Genomic DNA, 25,793 nt, shown 5'->3' with positions numbered 1-25,793 from the left:
AAGCAGCTAAAAGAAAACTCCAATCCATGTCATCCCGTGATTTATTCACGGGTTCCAGTTAAAAATACTAATAAAATTAGTATTTTTTATTATTTTCTAGATCTAATTCCCAAGCTACAGTATGACTACCTTAGGATGCTTTTCGATCCACACAACAATGCTTACGCAGGAATGACATTATGTAAAAATGTATTTCTTTTAAAAAACCTTTTTTCTTGAACATATTTATAATATATTAGATACGTATATTCAAACGTATGAGGACATAATGAAAAAAAATCCAAAAATCTCATTAATAGGAAGCGGTAATATAGGTGGAACGCTTGCTCATTTAATCAGTCTTAAAAACTTAGGTGATATAGTATTATTTGATGTGGCTGAAGGGATTCCACAAGGCAAAGCTCTAGATATAATGCAAGCAAATACTCTAGCAGGCTCTGATATCAAGATCAAAGGTACAAATGATTATGCAGATATAAAAGATTCTGATGCTATAATTATCACTGCTGGTTTGCCTAGAAAACCTGGCATGAGTAGAGACGATTTAATTAGCGTCAATACCGGTATTATGAAAAGCGTTGCAGAAAATGTTAAAAAATACGCTCCTAATGCTTTTGTAATAGTAATTACCAACCCGCTAGATGTTATGGTTTACGTGATGCTGAAAGAAAGCGGCTTGCCACATAATAAAGTCATTGGTATGGCTGGCGTACTTGATTCCTCAAGATTTAACCTTTTTCTTGCTGAGGAGTTTAAAGTGTCAACTAATAGCGTTAGCAGTATAGTTCTTGGCGGTCATGGTGATGCTATGGTACCGCTTGCTAGATATTCTACTGTGAAAGGCGTGCCTATACCTGACTTAGTAAAGATGGGGTTATCAACCAACGAGCGTATCGAAAAAATAATTGATCGCACTAGAAATGGCGGTGGCGAAATCGTGGCACTACTTAAAACAGGATCAGCTTATTATGCCCCTGCTGCTTCTGCTGTAGAAATGCTTGAATCTTATTTACAAGATAAACGACAAATTCTAACCTGTGCTGCTTACTTGCAAGGTGAATATGGCGTAAAAGATTTATATGCCGGTGTGCCAATTATTATAGGCAAAAATGGCGTAGAAAAAGTAATCGAGCTGCAACTAACTACCGATGAGCAAGCTTTATTTGATAAGTCAGTAGACGGAGTTAAAAAGTTGATTGAAGCGTTGAAGTAATCTAATTCTTAATTTAAACAATTAGTTAAATATTTTTAATATTTGTTATGGAAAAAATATAAAAAAATTAAATTTTAGCTGCTTTTCGCCTATATTTCTGAATATTTCATTACTTTTAAGAAAAATGTTTTTTTATTGAATAATATAAATACAACATATATAATAAATATTAAAATTAGTATAATATTAATTATTGATAGTTTTATATAAATGATATTACTTTCTTATATGAATTAAATATTTAACTAATAGGTGAAGAGGCTAAAATGTCTACAGAAAATTTAAATAAAGTATTAAAGGATATACAAAACGAAATTTTGAACTCCGGCACTACACAAGATAAATTGACGACAATAGAAACATTACAAAAATCTATTCATCAGAAAGAATTAAAAAATGAGAAATTAACACAAGAAGAAATAGATAATATTTATAAAACTTTAAATATATTTGAAGAAGTCAAAGAACATAATAGAAAAGAAAATATACGCAACCCTCGTATATTAAATAAAAATTATTATAAATTAACCGATCCACGTGATGAGGAAAGAACATATCCCTCAAACCATAAAAATTTGAGTTCAGATATAGTATTTGATAACGAGTTAGAATGGGACGATAGTGGAATGCCTGCTGCTTTTCAAAAATCTTACGGTTCAGGAAATGTTTTAGACCGATTAAAAACGGCTGTAGATGATTACATATTTGAATTAAAGCAGACAGGTGCGGTACAAGATAAGGTAAAATTATTTGAAGAAAAGGCTAATGCTATACAATCTTCTAAAGATAAGCGTAATATACCTACAGCTTCTACTAGCGTAAAAGATAGAATACAAAATTTTGAAGGAAATAATCCTAGCAAAATAAAAAAATATTGGACGGAAGGACGCAGAGAGTTTGTAGAAAAACATGCTCAGCATACACAATCTAAAGACCCTCAAACCGAACGTAATCAGCGTAAAAATGCAGTATCGGCACCATCCAATGAACATGATAATTATGCTGCAAGCAGGCAAGAAACTCATAAGCAATTAATAAATAAATTTGAAAATTTAGCTAAAACTAAAGAGATTGATTCTAAAGAACAAAGTAAGCGTATCTCATCTAACAATTCTCAAAAACTTCAACAAGGTAACACCAAAAATTTAAAAGAGAAATTTGAAAAACTAGCTAACGAAGCAAAACTAATTGGAACGCAAGCACAACAGAAATCTAAACTAACAAATAAATCTAATGAAAAACCTAAGGTAAAACCTGCAAACCATACTAGAGGTATTTAAAAGAATGAAAAACCTGTAGATGGTATAATTTAATATAGAAATAAAATCATGAGAAAAATAATCATTTTATATTTAATATTTTTTAATTATTTAACTTATGCATCTGATTCTAAAATTGATTGTGATAATGCATATACACAATTTGATATGAATTATTGTGCTAACGAAGATTTTAAAAAAGCTGATAAAGAATTAAATCAACTTTATCAAGAAATATTAAAATACACTTCAGAAGAAGAAACTAATTTATTAAAAAAATCCCAAAATTTATGGATTAAATTGCGTGATGCCGATTGTGAATTCGGAAGCTTTCAGGTCCGCGAGGGTACTGTATTTCCAATGATATTAAGTATGTGTTTAGCAGGTAAAACCAAAGTCCGCATTGAAGAACTTAAAAATATACTAGAATGCTCGGAAGGTGATCTTAGTTGTCGGGTACTGCGAAATAGATAAAGTTATGCCGTGACTTAATCACGGCATTTAGTACACCTAATTATTTACTACCCCAGAAATAACTACATACATAATCACAAACAGATCCTATAATGTTATAAGCTGTTGTGAAAATATCATTGCTATGTGTGCTAGGATAAAAATCTTCAACAATAACTTCTTGATCTGAGAATATATCATTAAAGTTATCTATTGATTTTAATAATGTAAACATTGCTTTAGTACCACCAGACATATCTGATACTGTATTACCTATGAAAGCTAATATATCTTCGTTACTATCATTTAAATTTATTACTACTCTTTAGTATCACTCATAAAAAACTATTTATTTTATTAAAAATTTAATTATTTAATAAGCGTCATATAGATTTTTGACATTAAAGTCAAAGCTAGAATATTAATAAATTAGCATTTAGTTAATTATTTAGCAAAAACATTGTTGACATCATTAGTTAATATGCTTATAATGCAGATTATTTAATTTGAGACAAAATATGAGCGATAATTTAAAATCTTCAAACTTAATTAAGGATTCAGAATCTCTTACAGGTAGTTTTCATATAGTAGATTTGTCTGCGGATGCTCTTGCACATAAAGGTGTAAGTTTAGCTCGTACACTTGGAACAGAGGAGTATAAAGATACAGAAAAAACCTCACAAATTCAGGTTGGGAGGTATTAGCTACTTCTGTTGATGATAAAAATACTAACCAATATGGATACAAAGCAGTAGCTTTTATTAATCGTAATACCAAAGAAAAATTCATATTTCTAGTTCCGGTACTATAATTACAGAAAAATACGATTTAATCGACGATGCACTTATTACTTTTGGTCGTCTTCCTAATAAAATGTTACCAGTTAAGGCATTTGTTACTAAAATTTTAGAGCAAGCTGGTGGACAAGAAGATGTAATAGACTACAAATTTAGTACTAGTGGTCACTCTCTTGGAGCAATAGTTTCAGATTTAACTGGAATAGAAATTCACTCTAGAGGATTAAAATTTGAAAAATCTGTTACTTTTGATAATCCTGGTTCAAAAAAAGTAGTAGAAAACGCCATAAAAAATAAAGATTTTTCAGGGGAAGTAGTAACTTCGATAGAAGAGCTAGCAAAACATTGCGAAGTTTATAATGTCAAGCATAATTTTATTAACACTGCTAATCCTCAGTTAGCAACTAAAATAAATATTGTAGCCCTTCCTAAACTTGCTACTACAATAGAGCAGTCAGCTAAATCAGCTGGCATATGGGGATGGACAGATTATCTTACAACTAAAGTTGGTGAAGTAGCTAATACATGTGCAGATTACTTAGGAATCAACAAAGTAGTACATGCTATTAGTAATCATAGGTTAGTAAATTTTGCTGATGCAACTAGCAATCAAAATACTTTTGAAGTAATAGATTGGAAAAAGGTAAATGGTCAAGTAATGCTAAAACCAGATCCTAAACTAGATAAAATTAAAAGCACAGGTAATGATTATGTAGTTATTAAGCATGAAAAAGTTATCTTAGATCCGCTTACTGAGTCTTTTACATTACTAACTGAACAAGGATATAGCTATAAGGATTTAGCCAACTATCATATTCAGCAAGAAGAAGCTAACTTAATAGGTCAGGTTATTGCAGTTTGCTAATTAAACTTTTGACTTTTGTCTCACGTCATTGCGAGAAGGTTATGCAATAACCGACGAAGCAATCTCAGGAGTTATAGACTTACTTCATGAGATTGCAGCAAAGCTTTGCTCGCAGTAGATCGAAAAACACCATCGGTGTCATCCCGTGGCGGCATTGTTGCGTGAATCAGTTTTCCAGTTGTCATCCCGCGACTTGATCGCGGGATCCAGTTAAAAATACTAATAAAATTAGTATTTTTTATTATTTTTTAGATGCCGTGGTCAAGCCACGGCATGACATCGATTTTATAAAATTTAGCCTGCCCCTAATATGTAAAGAGCGTTCAGGTAATTCGGTTTTCATTTAAATATTTGTATTTTTATTGTTTTTCTGGCTCTAGTTCATAAATCACGGGATGACAGGGGAAAATGATCCACGCAGGCATGACATAAAGATATGCTTTTTCTAAGCCTTACCAGGAACAACATTCTCCAGCCAATATTTGCTGCATGCAAGAAAATTAGGATTAGCAAAGTTTTCTTTACCATAGGTAATTTCTTTGCCATCTAGATCTAGAATATTACCACCACCAGCTTTAATTAAAGCATGACCTGCTGCTATATCCCATTCCATAGTTTGACCGAATTTAGGACAAATATCCACACTACCCTCAGCAATTAAACATAATTTAATTGAGCTACCTATTGCGTCTATTTTATTAAAGGAATATTTACTTAAGAATTCTTTAGTTGCTTTATTTGAATGATAAAAACCTATGACAGCGTTTAGTTCTTTTTGTTTATGAATGATAGGAATTTCTTTGGAATGTTGTTCGATTTTTAACTGATTTTTTTCATCAGTATAATATAATTTATCTGTCTCAGGTTGATATATCAAGCCAATAGTCGGTACACCATTTTTAATTAGACCTATATTTATAGTATAGGTGCTTTTGCCGTTTACATAACTTCGTGTTCCATCAATTGGATCAATTAACCAAAAAGTGTTACTGTTAAGTATTGGCAGTGGCTGTTCTTCACACACTATATTTATTTCTGGAGTTAAGTCTTGCAGATTTTGATAGATTATTTTACTGATTTCTTTATCTGCATTGGTAACTACCGAGCCATCTGACTTAGTATCAATTAATATTCCTGATTTTTTTATATCTAAAGCAATTTTACCGGTATCGATAATCAAATCTTTTAAAGTATTTATTAAATTATTATTCATACTATTTATTTAACATTTTTGCAGCTACATCATCCTCCAACCACTGTCCTGTATTTAGAAGAGTTGATTGCTGCAATTTGGCGACTTCTAGATCAGGTGATCCTTGTAATTGTTGCCATCCCAAATATTCAATTCCATAATATTCTATATCAACATTTCTTAAATAAGAATCCATATCTTTTAAATCTTGTTTATTATTTGCAAATACTATGATTTTGCTAGGCTCTTTTGGTATAATTTTTAAAAATTCAATAAGTGATTTTACTTTATTAGTATTTCCGGTAAATATTATTCCTAAATAAAAAATAGGTGCGTTTGCATCAGTTGGATCAAATCTAAATACATCTTTATCATTAACTTTACTAGTAAAATTAATACCTAATCCATAAAGTAAGGTATACAACCATCCTTCATAATTTTCAATCAAATTACATGGGGTAGTTATTTCTTGAAGCCCTAAAACTGTTGCACCTTGCTTTTTCATTTGATTAATAAAATCCACCCAACCTTTTTCTACAAGCATCATTTGGCGTTGTTGCATTAATTGTGCTATAGAATTATTTACTGATGAATCATTTACTGCAAGACTATATAAGTTTTTGGTAAAATTTACATAAGGATTATCGTTATAGCGAAAAAATTTTGATTTGGGCGTTATAATAGTATTATCTATATTTATTAAAACAAGGCTATCTTGGTCTATTTTGGGTAACAAATCTTTCATTGTTACAGAATTTACAGAATAAGTAGGAATTATTTGACCATAGCTTGAAGTTGGTACAATTAAATAAAGTAATAAATGGAGTAAAATTTTATTTACTTTGATCATAAGGGTTTTTACTTTTTGCATTATTAGTTTTTAAAGGTGGGTTATTTCTTTTTATATTATTCAATTGATTAGTCAAGTCATTAATAATTACATTATAATTTGTATTATTATCCTTAGTATCTTGATTATTATAATAATATCCAATAAATAAAATAGAAGAACTATAATTAGCCAGCTGTGCTTCCATTGAACTTAATAGCTCTGTACTACCGCTAACCATTATAAGTACCTTAGGCATAAAATTCATTTGAACAAAAAAATTAATCATTAGTTCAGCACCCGATATATTATTGCTGGTCAATATGCCTTTATAAAATACCGGATAAGTATTGGAAAAACTTTTTAAATTATTAAAAATAATATAATTATTTTTAGGGAAGCTATTTGAAAAATCGATGTTAAAATTCTTTTTTAAATAATCAGCAATCCATATTTCAAATTTAGGTATATTATTAAAATTACCTGTAAAACCTCCATTTACGGCTATTATAGGAATATTTTTATTGCTGATATCACTTACAAAATTCGGAAAATTAGAATCTAGTAATTCCTTTTTATATTTATCACTTGTTAAAATTAACTGATCGATATAAATATTTTTAGGGTTTTTATTCATCTTTTGCAAAGTAGGTGCTAGTTTAGCATAAACATCTTTATCGATTTGCTCACCTAAAGATAATAATGGCTTAAATAATACCTTATCCAAGTCTACTACCACTAGTAAATCTTGCGGCAAATAATTTTTATTATAATTTTCTTCAAAATCTTGTTTTATTTTATCTAAATTATTTACTTCTATATTTTCTGCTTTAACTATAGATGTGACAAGTAGTAATAAGATAAATATATATTTTTTAAACATTAATATACTCCAATATAATACATTGTCGCCCCGTGGCGGCTTTGCCTGTGTGGATACCAAATCGTCATTGCGAGCGACTGCAAGGAGCGTGGCAATCCAGAAAAAATAGTAAAAAATGCTATAAATTAGCATTTTTTACTGGATTGCTTCGTCAATTACTTCGTAATTTCCTCGCAATGACGGTAAAACTGATCCACGCAGGCAATGCCGCCACGGGATGACACTAAACCAAAAAGCATATCTTAGTGTTAGCACATTATAATGCTAATATCAATCCATATTAAACTATAATATGGTAAATATGTTTGGAAGTTTTTTTAGCTCATTCGGTGGTGCTATCGGAAATGCATTTGGAGATGGTATATTTTCAAGCATAGGAAGATTTGCTGGTAAAATGCTTGGTGAGTATTTAGATCAACTAAATCATGAACCAGAAGAATATGATTATATTAAAAACTTCAAAGAAAGTTTTAAGTATGTTACAGCAAATTATGGTGAACCTATCCCTTTGGTTTTTGGCACTACAAAAGTTAGCGGAAAAATAATTTGGGCGGATAAAGTTAAAGAAATAGCAAATAGCACCCGTCATAAAGAATATTTTCCTTATTTTCATAACGTAAAATCTACTATGACTTCTACGGAATATAGCTATTTCTTTTCTTTTGCCGTTGGTATTTGTGAGGGTGAGATCATTGAAATTAAAAGGGTATGGGCAAATGATGAAATTATAAAATTAAATAAATATAAGTTTAGATTATATAAAGGATCAGAAGAACAATTACCAGATCCTTTAATTGAAAAATGCTTAGGTAAAAATAAAACTCCTGCTTTTAGATCTCTTAGCTATGCAGTATTTGAAGAACTACCTTTAGAAGATTTTGACAATATTATTCCGAATTTCTCATTTGAAGTAACTAGAAAGCCTAATATTCATCTACCAAATAATTATACAAAAGTCAAAAATTTAATTAGTAGTATAAGCATGATTCCAGGGTCTGGGGAATTTGTCTATGATACAGAGATTCAGTATAAAACCCAAGAAAGCTTTTTTGGTGGTGTTGTGAATCATGAGGCTATTAATACACATAATCATTATAACATTGCTGATAGCGTATATAGCCTTAATCAACTACAAACCACCTGCCCTAATATAAAATGGGTAGCACCAGTAGTTTCTTGGTTTGGCGATAATCTTGATATAAACTATTGTAGTATAAAACCTGCTATAGAATTTAACGACCCCTTAACCTCATACTCATCTACTTGGCAAGTTGGTCGGTATAATAGAGAAAATGCTAAAATTATATCTAAGGATGAATATGAAAGCCCTAACTATGGTGGTAGTGTTAATGACGCTAGCTTAGTGCGTTACCTCAAAGAGCTAAAAAAACGTAATTTAAAAATTATGTTTTATCCGATGTTTTTTATGGATTTACCCGGTAAACCTTGGCGTGGGCATGTTAGCGGTTCTGCGGAGGCAGTAAGTAATTTTTTTCATAAAATTGATGGTTATAACAATTTTATTCTTCATTATGCACGTTTAGTTAAAGATTATGCAGATGCCTTTATAATCGGCTCGGAACTAATTGGCATCACTTCTATAAGAGACTCAGCAAATAACTTTCCAGCAGTTAATGAACTATGCAACCTTGCTCGTTTAGTAAAAGAAATAGTAGGCAATAAGGTACAGGTTACTTACGCAGCCGATTGGTCGGAATATCATCATACTAGTGGTGGATGGTATAATCTAGACCCGCTATTTGCCTCTTCTTACATTGACTTCGTCGGGATAGATGCTTATTTCCCTTTAACTAGTTCTTTAAGCTCTAGAATTACAAAAGAAGATATTATCAAAGGTTGCCATAGCGGTGAGGGGTATGATTATTACTTAGATGGCAGCGGTAATAAACAAGCTTTATCGGCTGCTTATGCTTGGAAGAATGTAGCATATTGGTGGGAAAATCATCACTATAATCCTTGTATCTTGATATTGTCTTTAGTGAATAACTGGAGGATACTTGGGGGTACCCAAGTAGAAGGTTGGTATACTGTTGTAGCCCTTAGGACTATGATCCTGCCCATCAGATAAGTAACCAGCCTTCACATACTCACAAAAGATCGGACGGTATCTTAGGCCTTGAAGATTATCAGTGAGCCTGTATGTACAAGGTTGATCTGTGAGTATTCTACTAATTATTAACACAAAAGGTCACTTATGAATAGCGTAATTTTAGGCGTAGATATTTCTAAAAGAACATTTGATGTAGCACTGCTTATTAATAGTAAAGTAAAAACTAAAAAATTTGATAATAATTCAAAAGGATTTTCTAGTTTAAAGGAATGGTTAAAAGGCAAAGAAGCCCTTACTGCTCATGTTTGTATGGAGGCCACTGGTTGCTATGGAACAAAATTAGCTCAATATCTTTATGATAATAATTTCAAAGTTAGTGTAGTAAATCCAGCAAGGATAAAAGGCTTTTCCATGAGTCAACTCTCTCGTGTTAAAACTGATAAGGCTGACTGTCAGTTAATCGCTCAATTTTGCCAGGCAATGCAACCTGATCTTTGGCAACAAAAACCAATACATATACAAAAATTGCAGCAATGGGTAAATCGTTTAGATACTCTAATTACCAACAAACTACAAGAGAGCAACAGGCTTGGAGACATAGATCCAGAAATAGCTGCAGACATACAATTTCACATTGATTTTATAAACGAACGTATCAAAGAGGTAGAAAAACTGATTGCTGACCATATTACGCAACATGAGGACTTAAATGATAAAAGACAGCTACTTGCTTCAATTCCTGGAATAGGAGAAAAAACAATAGCTGTAGTACTTGCTTTTCTAAGTGTAGAAAATTTTGATTCTGCAAAACAAGTAGCTGCTTTTGTTGGTCTTAATCCAAAGCCAAAACAATCTGGCTCTTCTGTACGTGGAGTTGGTAGAATATCAAAAACAGGAGATGCAGATTTACGTAAAGCTTTTTATATGCCAGCTGTAGTTTCTATCAGATTTAATCCGATTATTAAAGATTTCAGCCAACGTTTGGCTGATACAGGAAAACCCAAAATGGTGATAGTGATAGCTGTGATGCGTAAGCTGCTACACATTATTTACGGAGTACTTAAAACTAAAACTCTTTTTAATGCAAATATTTAATTAACGCGAGTTTCGTATTCAAAAAGTCGCTGTATAGCTGATAAACAGTGGGTTACGGGGATATTGATAATACTGTTTTTGTTATAAAGTGAGTACAAAATACAAATTGCTAATTAAAATATGGTATTTAATAGTATTAGAAAAAAGTTTATAGGTTATTGAAAAAACTTTAAGAGCAATAACCTATGATAATGGATTTTACAGAAATATTTTGTTACGTCGATGATTTTTTTCAAGAATTAGAAAAGCATACAAATTCAATTACTAACCATAACAACAAATCTGGTCCTAAAAGTCGACTTAACAGAAGTGAGGTAATAACAATTATAATAGGCTACTGGCAGTCATCTTATGATTGTTTTAAGAATTATTATCTGAAGCAAATATGGATTCATCATCAAAGAGATTTTCAATTAGTAAGCTATAGTCAATTTATGAAAATAATAGGTCCACATTTACCACTATTAGTACTAATATTCAATTCTATTTTGGATCAGTGTGACGGCTTTTCTTTTGTAGATTCAAGTAGTATAGAGGTATGTAAGAGATATCGTATTTCAATGAATAAAGTGTTCGCCGGCATAGCAGCACGCAGTAAGACAACAAAAGGTTGGTTCTATGAACTTAAACTACATCTAATAATTAATAGGGTCGGTGGTATAGTTAAAGCATCTTTTAGCCCTAGCAATAAGGATGATAGAAAACAGCTGGAACTGATGATCAAAAATCTTTTTGGTAAAGTATTCGGAGATCGTGGTTATATTTCACAACAATTATTTCAACAACTTTTAGAGCAAGGAATTTTTATGGTCACTAGGGTAAAGAAAAATATGAAAAATAAACTTATGTCTATGTTGGATAAAATATTATTGGAGGGTGTCAGAAAGTTTGTGTAAGTTGTAAAAACAGTTAAGAATAAAATTAATTAAAACAACTTACATGAGGCTAATATGAAAAATAAGAGCAAAGTATCAAATCCGACTATAGAAAAAGTAGTATCAGAAATACTATCACAAAGTGATCCAACTGAGATATTTGGGAAGGAAGGGATATTTCAGGAATTTAAAAAGCAGATAGTAAATAAGATTCTAGAGAAAGAAATGGAAGCTCATATAGGTTATGAGAAGCATTCTAAGAATACCAAGGATTCAGATAATAGACGTAATGGCAATTATGAAAAGACTTTAATAGATCCAGAAGGTCGTAAATTGACAGTAGAAGTGCCAAGGGATCGGGAAGGAGAATTTGAACCTCAACTAATTCCAAAAGGAGTACGAAAATTTGAAGGATTTGATGATAAAGTAATATCGTTATATGCTAGGGGAATGACTATTCGAGAAATACAATGGCACTTAGAAGAACTATATGCCACCAAGGTATCATCTGAGTTAATATCAAAGATAACTGATGGCATTTTAGAGGAAGTTACTGTTTGGCAGAATAGAGCACTTGATAGTATATATCCTATAGTGTACTTAGATTGTATTCATGTTAAATCCAGGGATAATCATGTAATAATAAATAAAGCAGTATATCTGGCTATAGGAGTTAATATGGAAGGCAAGAAAGAGCTATTAGGTATTTGGATAGGCAAGAATGAAGGTTCTAAGTTTTGGATGCAGGTAGTAACAGAACTGAAGAATCGTGGTGTAGAACAAATATATGTTGCATGTGTTGATGGTCTTAAGGGTTTTCCGGAGGCGATAAATAGCATTTTTCCAAAAACCATAGTGCAGTTGTGTATTGTTCATATGGTAAGAAATTCTGTAAAATACGTATCATACAAAGATTTAAAATCGGTAACAGCTGATTTAAAGGCAGTTTATTCTGCAATAAATGAAGCCGAGGGATTAAGAGAATTACAAAACTTTGCCAAAAAATGGGATGACAAATATCCAGTTATTTTTGATATATGGCAACGAAATTGGTCTGGCATAGCTCCATTTTTTAGCTTTCCAGAAGACATTAGAAAGGCGATTTACACTACTAATGCTATTGAATCCACTAACCGTCAAATTCGTAAAATTATTAAAAATAAGGGAGTATTTCCAGATGATAAATCGATTCAGAAAATAATCTTTTTGGCATTGACAAATGCCTCTAAAAAATGGACAATGCCTATTAAGAATTGGGCGATGGCTTTAAATCAATTTGCAATTCTTTGTGATACTAATTTACAAAATTGGGCAAATGGAGAAATTGTACTTACACAAAGAATCTGACAGAACCTATTATTGCTTAAAAGAGCATTAATAGAATCTGTGTTTAGTAAAATTAAACTATTGGGGAAGTTTGAACATTCAAGGCATAGATCAGTTACAAATGCCTTTGTGCATATGCTTGCAGCACTGATAAATTATCAAATGTCTGATAATAAACCTTCTATTACATCTCTCTTGATATGCTAAATCCTATGCTATATTAATTCGAAACTCGCGTTAATTAGAAAATTAGATAAGATTTATATGAAAAATTTGAAAAAAGTTATTGACACCCAAGACGGTATCTGGTAGCTGGTAAATATTTTACTCTTCCTAAATTAATCATTGGAATATTATCAAGATTAGTATTCATTACAAATGAATAAGCAGAATAGAATAAAAATGGATCAATTAAATCTAAATAAGCATAAGAACGCATTTTGCTTTTGGTAATATAATTATTACCATATATACTATTCATCAGTTTTGTATAAGCATTAATATCGTTGCCCTTTTTATCAGTTTCATTAAAATTAGTGTCAAAAATATAAGTTGCTTGATCTAACCTTGCTATAAAATAACCTATACCATAAGTAGGGTTAATTTTATTACTGCTCATATATCTATCTTTAATATTTTCAGATAATAGATAACTTGCTTGCATTCCTCCAACATCTATAGCTGCTTTTTTATGAACCTGTAAAGAATCAAAATCTTTTGCTTATATTGAGTGAATCCATCGAAAGGATTAACTTTATACTTTGTTACTTTTAAGTCAAACTCTCTCATTCTAGCACCATGCCCACCTATTTCATGATTAGCAACCATAAGTTACTACATAACTATATCCTTTTTTGGATGAGGTATTATCTATGCTTGATGCATTTGCTGCTACTGACAAAATGCATGTAGCAAAGGCTAAACTTAATTTACTTATTTTCATAATTATTAATATTTGTTAATTTATCAGAAAGGCATTATATATAATATTTATAAAATTAACAAGTAAATTTTTTAATAAGTTAAAGTTGTTAATATTCTTGACTTATTGTGAAAATCCCCATAATTTCTTAATAGTAAGTATTAAATAATAAAAAATTTATGAACAAAATCTATCCTTCAGCTGAAGCAGCCCTTGAAGGATTACTTTATGACGGCATGACTATCATGTCAGGCGGATTCGGTCTATGCGGTATCCCTGAAAATCTAATCAATGCCCTACTTAAGAGCAACGTCCAAAATTTAACGATTATCAGCAATAATTGCGGTGTTGATAATTTCGGTCTTGGTTTACTTCTTCAAACTAAACAAATCAAAAAAATGATCTCTTCTTATGTAGGGGAAAATAAAATTTTTGAGCAGCAATATCTTGATAAAGTATTAGAGCTTGAATTAAACCCACAAGGAACTCTTGCCGAGCGAATTAGAGCTGCTTGTGCTGGGATTCCCGCTTTCTATACTAAAACCGGTATAGGTACGATCGTAGAAGAGAATAAAGAAACTAAAGAATTTAACGGCGAAAAATATATAATGGAGACAGCATTACAGGCTGATCTTGCTATTATTAAAGGCTATAAAGCTGATAAAAGCGGTAATGTTATTTATAATAAAACCGCTAGAAATTTCAACGCTGTAATGGCAGGTGCGGCAAAAGTCACTGTTTGTGAAGTAGAAGAAATAGTTGAAGTTGGTGAACTTAATCCTGATGATATTCACACTCCTAATATTTTTGTGCAGAGGCTAATAGTCGGTGAAAAATACGAAAAACGCATTGAGCAACTAACAACAAGAGCAAAATAAATGGCTTGGAGCAAAGAACAAATTTATCAAATAACAGCAGAGCTTGAACTTACGGACGGCTTATATGTTAATCTTGGCATAGGTATGCCAACTAACGTGGCAAACTATATCCCTAAAGGCATAACTATAACGCTTCATAGCGAAAACGGTATGCTTGGGATGGGACCTTTTCCTTATGTAGGTGATGAAGATCCTGACTTAATTAATGCCGGCAAGCAGACTATAACGGCTTTGCCAGAAAGTAGTTATTTTGACAGTAGTTTTTCTTTCGGGATGATTAGAGGTGGGCATATTGATCTGACTATTTTAGGAGCTATGCAAGTTTCAGAAAAAGGCGACCTTGCTAATTGGACTATTCCAGGTAAGATGGTTAAAGGTATGGGCGGAGCTATGGATTTGGTCGCCAACACCAAACGAGTAGTTGTTATAATGGAACATAATGCCAAAGATGGCGGTGCTAAATTATTAAAAGAATGTAACTTTCCTTTAACAGGTGCTAAAGTAGTTAATAGAGTAATTACCGACCTTGGAATTTTTGATATTGATAAAGATAAGATGATACTCTCTAAAAAAGCCGAAGACGTTACTGTTGAAGAAATAAAATCCAAAACAGAAGCTGAATTTATAGTGAATTTGTAAGGAGTTCTCGTCATTGCGAGCGACTGCAAGGAGCGTGGCAATCTCATTTTATTATCCTGAGATTGCATCAAAGCTACGCTCCTCGCAGGGCATTGTTGTGTGGATCAAGAGTCGTCATTGCGAGCGAATGAAATGAGCGTGGCAATCCAGAAAAAATAATAAAAAATGCTATAAATTAGCATTTTTTAACTAGATTGCTTCGTCAATTACTTCGTAATTTCCTCGCAATGACGGAAAAACTGATCTACGCAACAAAGCCTCCTCGCAATGACGATTTAGTTGTAACACTTAAAGGAGAATAGAATGGTTAAAGTAGCTATCGTATATTATAGCGGATATGGTCATACTGTTAAAGTAGCCGAAGAAATAAATAAAAGCGTAAAAGAAGCAGGAGCAGAAACCTCCTTAATTCAAATAAGCAAAGACAAACCTGATAATGTAGATTGGAGTTTGTTAGATAATGCAGATGCTATTATTTTTGGAGCTCCAACTTATATGGGTAGTTTAGCTGGTCCTTTTAAAACATTTATGGACTCTACTTCAATAAAATGGAATGATAAAAAATGGAAAGACAAAATAGCAGCAGGCTTTACTAATTCTGCTTCTTATTCAGGCGATAAGCTTTGTAGTATTCAACAGTTATTTCATTTTGCAATGCAGCATTGTATGATTTGGGTTGGACAAGCTGAATCTGCCCCACAATTTGCCGATCATGAGATGCCTGACCATGGTAAAACTAACCGATTAGGTAGCTGGTCCGGTCTTATGACACAATCAAATCATAAATCCGCCCCTAATATTGCCCCTACAAAAGGTGATTTACTAACTGCTAATTTATTTGGAAAAAGAATAGTCGAAGTGACCAAGAGATTGAAAGGTAGTTAAAAATCTTTGTTGTGATCGAAAAGCACCTAGGGCGTTGTCATCCCGTGGCGGCTTTGTTGCGTGGATCGATTTTTCCTCTGTCATCCCGTGCGCTTGTAGCGGGATCCAGCTTAAAGTACTAAAATTATTAGTATCAAAAGTTGTTTTTCTGGATACCGTGGACAAGCTACGGTATGACACCTTAGGTGCTTTTCGATCCACGCAACAATGCCTCCCGTGGTCCCGCCACGGGATCCAGTTAAAAATATGCAATATTCTTAACTATTTTTACTGGATTACTTCATCGAAACTTTTAGTTTCTTCTCGCAATGACGATAAGGAAATAATACGTTTCTCATAATCGCTGAGCTTAAAGAGCAATTATAAGATTACTATATTGTTATTATACGTTATACTCAAGTGCAAGCATACCATTACCAACTAATTCTAGTGCATTATTTTCTATTACAGATGCTATATTAGATACTTCGCTGTGGCTTGGTAAATTTTCGTAAACAAGATTACATATTCCTGCTACTCCGTTTGCTATACCTGCAGTATTTTCGTATACGAAATGTGCTGCTTCTAAACCTGTAAATGCTGCATTCTTTACAGTTTCGTATGCATTTTCTGGTGAAGTTAAAATTGCTGCTGTAACAAAAGTTGCCATAACAGCTGTTGGGTGATGGTAAATTGCCCCAGCAACACCTGCTACTAATCCACTTAAAACTTTAGGCATAGCAAAACCAAAAGCATGACCGGTCATTACTTCACCAGCAAATTCTTTATAAGCACAAAGCCCAAGTACACCTTGAAACATTGCTTTACCACCATAAGTAGCTGCTAAACCAGCGTACATACCACAATTTACTGCAGCTTGACCAGCATTTGCAAAATGTTCTGAAGCACTAGAGAAGTAGTTGTATGTTGTTTCAGAGATTTTAACACCGGTATATTTAGATGTTATATTTGGCATAATTTTTCCTCTTTTAAAGATAAATATGTTTGTTAATTAGGTCTAACTTTTAGTTAATAAGTTAATTATTAGTTAATTTATTTCGGCTAAAAATTATAAACTCGCTTCAACGAGTTATTCTTCTTCTTGAATACATTATACACAAAATATCGTACTATGTCAAGCAGGAATATTAATTTTTTAATAAATAGTTAATATTACTTATATTTATAGGGATTATTAGACAAAACTTGAATAGTTATTGCGAAGAAATTATAAAATAATTAACGAAGCAACCTCAGGCATTTTATATTGTTTTATAAGATTGCCAACTTTCTTACAGAAGTTTGTAGTCATTTAAGTTATCTAGATCTTTCATCTTGTTTACTTTTATTAGATATAGATTTATTAGGAGTAGTAGGTACTGAAATAGAGCTTGATGTGTTTATCATACTTCCTCTATTCATAGCTTTTTGCATTTCTTTTGTTTTAACAAAACTCCTTGTTGGATTGCTTAAAACTTGTTTAATATCAGCACTTTGAGAACTTTTTTCTCTATTCATGGATTTTTGCATTTCTTTTGTTTTGGCAAAATTACTTGTTGGGCTGTTTAAAACTTGCTTAATATTAGCACTTTGAGAACTTGGACTTTGAACACTAGGAGTTTGAGAGCTAATAATGCTAGAAAGTCTCTTATTCAATATTTCATCTATTTTATTGTTTAGATATACTTCTTGATCTTTTCCGGTAACCATGGTGTAAATTTTTTCAGCAAATCCAAGTTTGATTTTACTTGTTTCATTTATCGTATTTACCAATGTATCTTTATGCTGGGTTAAATTTTTGGTATCTAATTTAGATAAAGCTTTTTCAAATTGCTCAAGCTGAGTATCGGTAAGATCAGGATTTTGTGCCTTAACGTTATCCATTAATTTTTCTGTCGCTATTAACTTATCATTGGCTTTTTCAAGTTTATCATTTAATGAGTTTTTAAAATTTGCTATATTTTCTGGAGTTAGTTTGGAATTATCTAAAGTGGTTATTTCATAATCATAACCATCTTGAGTAAAATTAAATTTAGGATTACCAAAAGCTTTTTCTACTTCAGGTCTAATTATTTGATATGTTAATTTTGATCTAAGTTGTTCATTACCTTTCATGATTTTTTCATAAAGCTCTTCAGGTATTTTTACTTCATTAGATATTTGATTAGTAAGTATTTTATTGGCTTCTTTATCTAATGGTATATATTGATCATTTTTCAATTCTTTAAAATCCAAAGATTCATTTATAATTTCATATTCAACACGATTTTTTACTGCTGCCTTCACTTTTTCATTAGTTGAAAACTTTTCTCTAAATTCTTTATCATAATTATTTATTCTTTCTTTTATTGCAGGAAATTCTTCAAAATCTTTTCCATCAGAAACCGCTGGAAGAACGCCTTTTTCTACTAAATACTCCCTCAAATCTGTTAAAGTTGCTTTAAGGCTTATTACCGCATTTACCCCTCCAGTTTTACTTTGCTGATTCTTTTCCGTTTCTATTGTTGCGTTTAATTCCTTTTGAAACTCTTCATCCTTTACGTCGATTGGTTTTTTGTTAGCTTTAACTTTATTTGCAAATTGAGCTGCTGCAAAATTTTCTAAATTTTTTATATCTTTTTCAACATATTCTAATCTTTCTAAGATAATTTTTTCTTTTTGTTCCTTAGTAAGTGTATTTCCTTTTCCATCACTATCTTTTGACATATCAAAATTCCTTATTAAGTTTATTTAATTAAATCATTATTTAAAAATGCTAACAAGTTAATTAAAATTAATTTAGGTTAAAGTATATTATAAATATAAAATTATTACCTAAATGACACTCTTGAATATTGACAATTTACTTAATATATACCAAACTGCGTGGTTTAATGGCTTTTGAAATTAATAATATGACTTTTATAGAAGAATTTATAAATAAAGGATATTTCCACCAATGTACCGATTTAGAGCGGTTAACCAGTATAACAAAAGAAAGTAAGATCGCAGCTTATATCGGCTTTGACTGCACTGCAACATCGCTACATATTGGTAGTTTAATGCAGATAATGATATTGCGACTACTTCAAAAGCATGGGCATAAGCCAATAGTGATTATTGGCGGTGGTACGAGTAAAATCGGTGATCCTACTTGGAAAGATGAGGCACGTAAAATTTTAAGCAAGGAAGATATAGCTAAAAATGCGGAAGGCATCAAAAAATCTCTGTCTAAATTCATCAAGTTCGGTGACGGTGAAAGTGATGCTATTATGCTCGATAATGCGGAGTGGTTAGACTCACTTCATTATCTAGATTTCCTAAGAGATTTTGGCAGCCATTTCTCGGTAAACCGTATGCTTACTATGGATTCGGTAAAGCTTAGACTAGAGCGGGAGCAGCATTTGAGCTTTTTAGAATTTAACTATATGTTGCTGCAAGCCTATGATTTTTACTATTTAAGCAAACATTATAATTGTAGTCTGCAACTTGGTGGTAGTGATCAATGGGGTAATATCGTAATGGGGGCGGATTTAACTCGCAAAATAAGTAGCAAAGAAGTGTTTGGTATGACAACGCCGTTACTTACAACTGCTTCAGGTGCTAAAATGGGTAAGACGGCTGCAGGTGCTGTATGGCTTAATGAAGATCTGCTAAGCCCTTATGATTATTACCAATATTGGCGTAACTGTGAAGATGCTGACGTGGTTAGATTTGCTAAATTATATAGTGAGCTAACAAGTGAAGAGCTTACAGCATTTGAAAATTTAGCAAGTACGGATATTAATGCCGCTAAAAAGCAGCTTGCTTATGAATTGACTAAACTTTGTCATGGAGAGCAAGAAGCCAATACCGCTTTAGAGACTTCAGTAAAAATATTTGAACAAGGACAAATTGACGAAAATTTAACCACCATAGTTCTAGAGCCGAAAATGTTACAAGCAGGCATTACTGCGTTTGAACTATTTCATGAAGCTGGGCTTGCTACCTCTAAATCTGAAGCACGTAAGCTTATAAGAGGAAAAGGAGCTAAAGTAAATGATCAGCTTATAGAAGACGAGAATATGATAATTAATACTACTTTCTTAGTTGATAATAAGGTTATTAAACTCTCTGCCGGTAAAAAAAGACATATATTAGTTAAGGTTTAGAAAAAGGTCATTCTCGCATAGATTGAGAGTCATCATTACGAGGAAATTACGAAGTAATTGATGAAGCAATCTCAGGATGTTTAATGAGATTGCCACGCTCCTTACAGTCGCGTAGCTCATGACGATTTGGTATCCACGCAATAAAGCCTATGCAGAAATGATATATGGCTCTAGTTAGCAAGCAACTAGATGGCACTTTACATAACTATACTTTCATGTCCCATTAAATGCATCACATCTTCAGCAGTAACTTCAGATAACCCAGAATATACCATACCCTCAGGCATAGCTAATTTTTTATTTCCAGAAGAAAAGGATATTTTACAAATATCATAACAGCTTATTATTCTATCATTAACAACCATATCTTCTAATGATTCAACTTTAGTATATGATATATACTTATCCGTCATATCCTGTGTTTTTATATTTGGTTTTTAAAACTTCTAACAAATGTGAATAACTAAACTTATCCTTAAAATTAAATATAATCATATCCCCTTTCTCATTATTTAATAAAAAGTTAATTATTTAATATAGTATCAATTTTTTAATTAATAATCAAATATAATTTTGAAAAATATTTCAAAACTTAACAATAATTATATCAATACTTAATAATAATATAAGTTGCAAAAATACACTACTATTCTACTAAAATTAAATTCAACTATTAATTTATTTTGATGATGCATCAAATAATCTTATTATCAATTTTATTTAAAAAACAATTAATAATTATGAAAGATAAACAAAATGAAGCCTGGGAAGTTACAGGAGTTGATACACTTAGCAAGGCAAAAGATTTAAGTAATGAAAAAACAGATACAGAAATTCCTACTATTATTAAAAATTCAGAAAATTCCGCTAGAACAACTGCTGAACATATAATACTAACAGGTACAAATGATTTAACAAGTGTAGCTAGCTTACCGGCAACACGTATAGCTAAATATGCTTCTCTTGCTATTATAAACACTAACCTGCAAATAGAAAAAGAAGCGGATTTAAAACCTACTTTTGAAAAATTACATTCCTACATATTAGAATATATTAACCCACCAATTAAATACCTGACTTAAGAGGCATATTTAACATCATCGGCTTGGAACAATTTTTGTATATGTTTAGGATTGTTCTGTAAGCAACGTAAATAAGATTTAAGATTGTATTTTAACTCATCTTTTGTAAGAGGTATATGTTTTCTATTTACATTTCTTTTTAAGTCATTATTTAAGTATTCATCTGGATTATGTTGTGGAGTATAAGGAGGCAAAAAAAACAAAGAAATTTTATCTTTATGCTTATTTGTCCAGCTGTATACTTTTTTACTATGATGTACTTTTAAATTGTCTAATATTAAAAAGATCTTCCTTCTTGCAGATTTCACTAATCTTCTTAGAAATTCTATAAATATATCTGTTTTTAGTGTATCTTCATATAACATGAACCTTAGTTTACCATTGTTCGTAACAGTTGATATCATATTTATAGTAAATCGTTTTGATTTATGAATAACTACGGGTGTTTTGCCTTTTAAAGAATAGCTCTGTAACACCTGACATTCTGATTTTATACCCACTTCATCACACCAGTGTATTTCAGCTTGTTCCATTTGTGCTTGTTTTACTATTGCGGGATATTCTTCATCTAGCCATACTTGAACTTGTTTTGGCTGTTGCTCATAAGCTAATTTCTTTGGTTTTTGTGCAGTATATCCCCATCTTCTTAAATATTCTCCAATCGTACTTAATGGCAAAAAGAAACCACAGCATTTTTTAATCAGGGCATTAATAGCTTTTCTTGACCATAGTGCAGATTTGATATTGTGATCTTCTGGTCTAGAGTGATTTATATAATCTTGTATTTTTTTACCCAGCATTTCATTTATTATTCTTTTCTCTCCTGTCTTTCTTCCTCTAGACTTGCCAGTTATTGCATATTTATCACCTCTTCTTCTTTTGTTAACCCAGTTACTAATAGTCTGACGTGTTACTCCTATAAGATTTGATACATCTGATTGTTTTTCTCCTTTATCAATTGCTCTTAATGCAACTTTTCTTAAAGCTGCTTGTGCACTCGTTGATAATGTCCTAAAATCTTCTTTTTTTAGCATTATTTCATTCTAACATTATATTTTAGTATTTGCAACTATTATGTCAGGTATTTAATTGGTGGGTTAATAGTAACAGCAAGGAATTTGAAGAAAAGGTAAATAAGTGTCATTGTCAAATAAAAAGGGACCACTAAATTACGTGAAAAAGGGACCACTTTATTTAAAATTTTTTATGTCATATTACCTCCAGATTTATAGTTATTAATACGATAACTTTTACCTGTGATGTTTAGTATATGTGCATGATGTACTACTCGATCAATAATTGCATGAGTTAATAACTCATCAGCAAATATTTCATTCCATCTTTCAAAATCCTTGTTTGTGGTGATAATGGTAGATTTATTTTCATATCGTTTAGCAATAATATTAAAAAAATCATCTACTGAATGTTTTGGTAATTGCTTAAAACCTAACTCATCAAGAATTAATAAGTCAAATGATAAGAGTAATTTAACTTTTTTGTGATAGCTATTATCTGCTCTTGCAATATGTAAATTATAAAGCATATCCGATACCGTAGTAAAATATACAGAGTATTCTCGTGTTAAAGCTTTTAATGCTAATCCAATAGCAAGATGAGTTTTGCCAGTTCCAGAATTACCTATGAATATGACATTGCCCTTAGTATTAATATAATCACAAGTAGATAAATCACTTATTACTTTGGTATCAATACTTGGTTGGAACTGAAAATCAAAGTCTTCTAAATTTTTAGTTACCGGTAATTTAGCAGCATTTTTACGACGACGGTAATTATTATCCTTACGGTGAGATTTTTCATCTTCACATAATAGTGAGAGAAATTCTTTAAATCCTAGTTTATTATTTTGAGCATAAATAATCCTTTCATTTAAGCTATTGACTATACCTGATAATCTAAAACTACGTAGGTCATTAAGCAAGTTCTGCATTCTGACCTCCAAACTCTGGCAATGGTAAGTTTACTGCATTACTATTTAAGATATTCTTAATTTTAGAGTAAGAACTTATACCGTAATGTAATGCTCTATGACAGGCTTTATCTATTAACTCATCATTGTAAACCTTACGTAAAGAAATAATACCTCTGGCACAACGTTGCCAATCATTTACTCGTGTTTGTTGTAATAACTCTAATAATAAACTGCAATTATTGCCTATCTGCTGCATTTGTTGTTGATAATGTTCGCTATATTCTATAAAACCTGGGCATAGACGTTTATATTTGGCATAATGAGACGGATTAGTGGTAAATATTCCTTTGCCATCTACTCTAACGTGCCTTGCTATTAAATCATTTTGTATAGAAAATATTTGAACAAGGTTTGGTGATAATTGTACCAATACTTCACTGTATATATATTTTGCTGGTACGGAATAATAATTATTATCTATGGTGATATGACAATCTTTTGCTACTTTTCGATTATGCCACGATGATAAATCAAACGTTTCTAATGGTAAGGGCATTAAATTATTACTTTCTTCTTGCTCAAATAGTTCCTGAGGAATTTTTTTAGTAGTACCATGTATTCGGTTATTTGCTTTATTTAACCAGTTTGCAAGATCGTGTATTAATTCTTCATATCTATGAAATTTACGTCCAGCAAAAAAATTATTTTTGACATACTTTATGCCTGATTCTACTTTGCCTTTTTCTTGAGGTTGATATATACGACAAGGAGAAAGTAAAATCCCATAATGATCAGCTAAACGTTTGTATTCCTTCTGATATACAGGCTCATAGAAATTGCTATCTACCACCCCAGCTTTAAGATTATCAAGTTTTATTACTTTTGGACTACCAGCAAAATAATTAAATGCATTGATATGACATTGTATCCATGTTTTACAACTTTGATCAAACACTACTTCATAATAATCAAGGCGACTATAGCTTAAACGCATATTAAACACATATGCTTTAACTCTACGCCCTTGGGCATTATACTGTAAGCCTATGTCACCAAAATCTACTTGTGCTTCCTCTCCTGCTAAAGTATGAAAACGAATGCAACTGTTATTCTGAATCTTATATTTTTTGATATAACGGGTTAGCGAACCATAACTTTTTGTATAACCTTGAATTTTTAACTCTTCAAAAATTCTTATGTAACTTAGATTCTTTTCTAATAACTCAATTATTTGTTCGTGCCAAGAATCCAGTGCTGAAGATCGTTCATAGGGTGCAGGATATTCTGTACCAGACTCTACGTAACGATTTATTATTTTTCTTACTGTTTTACGGTCTATCCTTGTTAGTTTGGCAATATTTCTTTGACTGTTGCCTTGCTTATAAAGGGTGATAATTGTTGTGTACATATTTATTCTTATCATTGTATCACTAGATATTTATTTTAATTAATTATCTAGTGAATATTGCACATTATAACCTTATTAGGTTACACCAAATTCTCTGGTCCCTTTTTCGTGCAATTTAGTGGTCCCCTTTACTTTAGCAATGACAATAAGGTAACTATAGACTCAAAATCTCAAGCCGAAGCTTTAGCTTCTAAAGTTATTAATAATACCGATACAACAACATTAAATAAAGAAGAACTAGACGCAAAAAATTTATATGAAACTATAAACACAAATTATTCCAAATTACCTAAAGAATCACACTCAAAATCACCAGAACAATATTTGGAAAAAATATTATTTGATAAAACTAGAATGAAAGCTTTAGAAGATACAATAATATCTGATCTAGAACCAAAATTAGTAAAAGAAGCAGAAAGTCAAGGATTTAAAAAATTAACTGAACATTCAAAAGATAGAACTACTTATTGTTTTTATGGGGCACCAGCATCCGGAAAAGGGACATCTGTAGCAATGCGTAGATCAGAAGCAATCAAGGGGAAGGAAAAAATTGGGCTGATATAGTAAAAATTAACACTGATAGTCATAGAGATTTTATAGATGATAGCTCACCTACTAGTAAAATTGAGAATAGATCAGCTCTTAATCATGCAGAAGCAGGATTTATTTCTAATATGTCATATCGTTTATATGAGAAAAAAGTTAACGACAATAAAGCTCCTGATATGCTAGTTGATACTATAATGCCTAATCAATATATACTTGATATGGCAGTTAAAAATGGAGGAAAAACTTTAATTGATGTTATCTCAATTCCGACAGAAAAATGTGTAGAAAGAGCATATGAACGAGGAAAAGAAGAACAACGATTTGTACCAACTGATTATATTATAAACGCCAGTTTAGGATAAGAGTGTAAGGAATAAAGATAATAAAGCAGGGTATTTACAAGAGAGGAGTGTTGAGTTACATAGATTTTGAATCAAAAAAATATGCACTCAACAATGAAAAGATGTATCATAACTCTATTTTGTATAATAGATAATTATTGTAAAGTTTACGAAGAATGGGAAGAAAGCAAA

At 31.5% G+C, this 25,793-nt stretch carries 28 protein-coding genes and 1 pseudogene; 17 read left to right on the top strand and 12 right to left on the bottom strand.

The genetic code is table 11. From position 1 onward, the window contains the following. Window positions 1-268: 268 nt before the first annotated feature. The 3 genes from mdh to AAGD54_RS03635 all read left to right on the top strand — a co-directional run bounded on the left by mdh (window position 269) and on the right by AAGD54_RS03635 (window position 2,946). On the top strand, window positions 269-1,213 hold the full coding sequence (mdh, locus tag AAGD54_RS03645) for a malate dehydrogenase (protein WP_341795030.1): 945 nt from the start codon (window positions 269-271) through the stop codon (window positions 1,211-1,213). A gap of 266 nt (window positions 1,214-1,479) precedes the next feature. Beyond that, window positions 1,480-2,493: a hypothetical protein gene (locus AAGD54_RS03640; RefSeq protein WP_341788026.1), complete on the top strand. Its 1,014-nt coding sequence runs from the start codon at window positions 1,480-1,482 to the stop codon at window positions 2,491-2,493. Window positions 2,494-2,541: 48 nt separating this feature from the next. Further along, complete coding sequence (locus AAGD54_RS03635) at window positions 2,542-2,946, top strand: lysozyme inhibitor LprI family protein (protein ID WP_341795029.1); 405 nt, start codon at window positions 2,542-2,544, stop codon at window positions 2,944-2,946. Window positions 2,947-2,986: 40 nt separating this feature from the next. Here the strand turns inward: AAGD54_RS03635 and AAGD54_RS03630 are convergent, their stop codons facing one another. Then, on the bottom strand, window positions 2,987-3,181 hold the full coding sequence (locus tag AAGD54_RS03630; RefSeq protein ID WP_341788028.1) for a hypothetical protein: 195 nt from the start codon (window positions 3,179-3,181) through the stop codon (window positions 2,987-2,989). A 262-nt stretch (window positions 3,182-3,443) separates the two neighbouring features. On the opposite strand from AAGD54_RS03630, the gene AAGD54_RS03625 reads away from it, so the two are divergent. Then, a complete protein-coding gene (locus AAGD54_RS03625) occupies window positions 3,444-3,629 on the top strand; it encodes a hypothetical protein (RefSeq protein WP_341795028.1) in 186 nt (61 codons plus the stop codon). 169 nt (window positions 3,630-3,798) lie between these two features. Further along, entirely contained in the window at window positions 3,799-4,587 is a 789-nt protein-coding gene (locus AAGD54_RS03620; protein WP_341795027.1) for a hypothetical protein, read from the top strand. Window positions 4,588-5,032: 445 nt separating this feature from the next. On the opposite strand, the gene AAGD54_RS03615 is transcribed toward AAGD54_RS03620, so the two are convergent. Genes AAGD54_RS03615 through AAGD54_RS03605 form a run of 3 tightly spaced genes read right to left on the bottom strand, consistent with a single transcriptional unit; the run spans window position 5,033 to window position 7,491 of the window. Next, window positions 5,033-5,800 (bottom strand): 3'(2'),5'-bisphosphate nucleotidase CysQ, encoded by a 768-nt coding sequence (locus AAGD54_RS03615; RefSeq protein ID WP_341788030.1) that lies wholly within the window; start codon window positions 5,798-5,800, stop codon window positions 5,033-5,035. 1 nt (window position 5,801) lies between these two features. Further along, window positions 5,802-6,650, bottom strand: a complete 849-nt coding sequence (locus tag AAGD54_RS03610) for a DUF2608 domain-containing protein (RefSeq protein WP_341788031.1) — start codon at window positions 6,648-6,650, stop codon at window positions 5,802-5,804. Next, on the bottom strand, window positions 6,613-7,491 hold the full coding sequence (locus AAGD54_RS03605; RefSeq protein WP_341795026.1) for a DUF2608 domain-containing protein: 879 nt from the start codon (window positions 7,489-7,491) through the stop codon (window positions 6,613-6,615). Before AAGD54_RS03605 ends, AAGD54_RS03610 begins: the two co-directional genes overlap by 38 nt. 301 nt (window positions 7,492-7,792) lie before the next feature. Between AAGD54_RS03605 and AAGD54_RS03600 the strand changes: the two genes are divergently transcribed. From AAGD54_RS03600 to AAGD54_RS03585, 4 genes are all read left to right on the top strand, one after another. After that, entirely contained in the window at window positions 7,793-9,580 is a 1,788-nt protein-coding gene (locus AAGD54_RS03600; protein WP_341795025.1) for a glycoside hydrolase TIM-barrel-like domain-containing protein, read from the top strand. 126 nt (window positions 9,581-9,706) lie between these two features. Further along, window positions 9,707-10,657, top strand: coding sequence for an IS110 family transposase (locus tag AAGD54_RS03595; protein WP_012152859.1), 951 nt, complete (start codon window positions 9,707-9,709; stop codon window positions 10,655-10,657). Window positions 10,658-10,848: 191 nt separating this feature from the next. Next, entirely contained in the window at window positions 10,849-11,553 is a 705-nt protein-coding gene (locus tag AAGD54_RS03590; protein ID WP_341794248.1) for an IS982 family transposase, read from the top strand. Window positions 11,554-11,607: 54 nt separating this feature from the next. Continuing rightward, window positions 11,608-12,879: an IS256 family transposase gene (locus tag AAGD54_RS03585; protein WP_341794247.1), complete on the top strand. Its 1,272-nt coding sequence runs from the start codon at window positions 11,608-11,610 to the stop codon at window positions 12,877-12,879. A gap of 262 nt (window positions 12,880-13,141) precedes the next feature. Here the strand turns inward: AAGD54_RS03585 and AAGD54_RS03580 are convergent, their stop codons facing one another. Next, entirely contained in the window at window positions 13,142-13,522 is a 381-nt protein-coding gene (locus tag AAGD54_RS03580) for a hypothetical protein (RefSeq protein WP_341795024.1), read from the bottom strand. A gap of 11 nt (window positions 13,523-13,533) precedes the next feature. After that, the gene (locus AAGD54_RS03575) at window positions 13,534-13,686 is read right to left on the bottom strand and encodes a hypothetical protein (protein ID WP_341795023.1); all 153 of its coding nucleotides are present in this window, start codon (window positions 13,684-13,686) and stop codon (window positions 13,534-13,536) included. A gap of 273 nt (window positions 13,687-13,959) precedes the next feature. Between AAGD54_RS03575 and AAGD54_RS03570 the strand changes: the two genes are divergently transcribed. The 4 genes and pseudogenes from AAGD54_RS03570 (at window position 13,960) to AAGD54_RS03555 (ending at window position 16,182) form a co-directional block, all read left to right on the top strand. After that, on the top strand, window positions 13,960-14,658 hold the full coding sequence (locus AAGD54_RS03570; RefSeq protein ID WP_012151833.1) for a CoA transferase subunit A: 699 nt from the start codon (window positions 13,960-13,962) through the stop codon (window positions 14,656-14,658). Then, on the top strand, window positions 14,659-15,297 hold the full coding sequence (locus AAGD54_RS03565) for a 3-oxoacid CoA-transferase subunit B (RefSeq protein ID WP_341789133.1): 639 nt from the start codon (window positions 14,659-14,661) through the stop codon (window positions 15,295-15,297). Between the two features lie 303 nt (window positions 15,298-15,600). Then, window positions 15,601-15,921 (top strand): annotated as a pseudogene (locus AAGD54_RS03560) (flavodoxin family protein); the annotation flags it as partial. A gap of 42 nt (window positions 15,922-15,963) precedes the next feature. Beyond that, window positions 15,964-16,182: a transcriptional regulator gene (locus tag AAGD54_RS03555; protein WP_341789219.1), complete on the top strand. Its 219-nt coding sequence runs from the start codon at window positions 15,964-15,966 to the stop codon at window positions 16,180-16,182. 382 nt (window positions 16,183-16,564) lie between these two features. On the opposite strand, the gene AAGD54_RS03550 is transcribed toward AAGD54_RS03555, so the two are convergent. Continuing rightward, window positions 16,565-17,137, bottom strand: a complete 573-nt coding sequence (locus AAGD54_RS03550; RefSeq protein ID WP_341789132.1) for a hypothetical protein — start codon at window positions 17,135-17,137, stop codon at window positions 16,565-16,567. A gap of 341 nt (window positions 17,138-17,478) precedes the next feature. Further along, window positions 17,479-18,867 carry a hypothetical protein gene (locus tag AAGD54_RS03545; RefSeq protein WP_341795022.1) on the bottom strand — a complete coding sequence of 463 codons (1,389 nt, stop codon included), beginning with the start codon at window positions 18,865-18,867 and terminating at the stop codon, window positions 17,479-17,481. Between the two features lie 188 nt (window positions 18,868-19,055). Here AAGD54_RS03545 and tyrS point away from each other — a divergent pair, with 188 nt between their 5' ends. Beyond that, window positions 19,056-20,291 carry a tyrosine--tRNA ligase gene (tyrS, locus tag AAGD54_RS03540; RefSeq protein WP_341795171.1) on the top strand — a complete coding sequence of 412 codons (1,236 nt, stop codon included), beginning with the start codon at window positions 19,056-19,058 and terminating at the stop codon, window positions 20,289-20,291. Between the two features lie 197 nt (window positions 20,292-20,488). Here the strand turns inward: tyrS and AAGD54_RS03535 are convergent, their stop codons facing one another. Next, the gene (locus AAGD54_RS03535; RefSeq protein WP_341795021.1) at window positions 20,489-20,704 is read right to left on the bottom strand and encodes a hypothetical protein; all 216 of its coding nucleotides are present in this window, start codon (window positions 20,702-20,704) and stop codon (window positions 20,489-20,491) included. Between the two features lie 273 nt (window positions 20,705-20,977). Between AAGD54_RS03535 and AAGD54_RS03530 the strand changes: the two genes are divergently transcribed. Then, complete coding sequence (locus AAGD54_RS03530) at window positions 20,978-21,373, top strand: hypothetical protein (RefSeq protein WP_341795020.1); 396 nt, start codon at window positions 20,978-20,980, stop codon at window positions 21,371-21,373. On the opposite strand, the gene AAGD54_RS03525 is transcribed toward AAGD54_RS03530, so the two are convergent. The 3 genes from AAGD54_RS03525 to istA form a co-directional block, all read right to left on the bottom strand. Next, window positions 21,370-22,407 carry an IS630 family transposase gene (locus AAGD54_RS03525; RefSeq protein ID WP_341794233.1) on the bottom strand — a complete coding sequence of 346 codons (1,038 nt, stop codon included), beginning with the start codon at window positions 22,405-22,407 and terminating at the stop codon, window positions 21,370-21,372. The two genes, AAGD54_RS03530 and AAGD54_RS03525, sit on opposite strands and share 4 nt — an antisense overlap. Window positions 22,408-22,577: 170 nt before the next feature. After that, window positions 22,578-23,321: an IS21-like element helper ATPase IstB gene (gene istB, locus AAGD54_RS03520; RefSeq protein ID WP_341794290.1), complete on the bottom strand. Its 744-nt coding sequence runs from the start codon at window positions 23,319-23,321 to the stop codon at window positions 22,578-22,580. Next, on the bottom strand, window positions 23,305-24,711 hold the full coding sequence (istA, locus tag AAGD54_RS03515; RefSeq protein ID WP_341794291.1) for an IS21 family transposase: 1,407 nt from the start codon (window positions 24,709-24,711) through the stop codon (window positions 23,305-23,307). Before istA ends, istB begins: the two co-directional genes overlap by 17 nt. Before the next feature lie 108 nt (window positions 24,712-24,819). Here istA and AAGD54_RS03510 point away from each other — a divergent pair, with 108 nt between their 5' ends. Continuing rightward, a complete protein-coding gene (locus AAGD54_RS03510) occupies window positions 24,820-25,275 on the top strand; it encodes a hypothetical protein (protein WP_341795019.1) in 456 nt (151 codons plus the stop codon). A 110-nt stretch (window positions 25,276-25,385) separates the two neighbouring features. Then, complete coding sequence (locus AAGD54_RS03505) at window positions 25,386-25,622, top strand: hypothetical protein (RefSeq protein ID WP_341795018.1); 237 nt, start codon at window positions 25,386-25,388, stop codon at window positions 25,620-25,622. Window positions 25,623-25,793 lie beyond the last annotated feature (171 nt).

The organism is Rickettsia endosymbiont of Rhinocyllus conicus (genome assembly GCF_964026465.1).
GTDB lineage: Bacteria > Pseudomonadota > Alphaproteobacteria > Rickettsiales > Rickettsiaceae > Rickettsia.
Note: the sequence above shows the minus strand (reverse complement) of the source record. Positions and strands in the feature narration are given on the sequence as shown.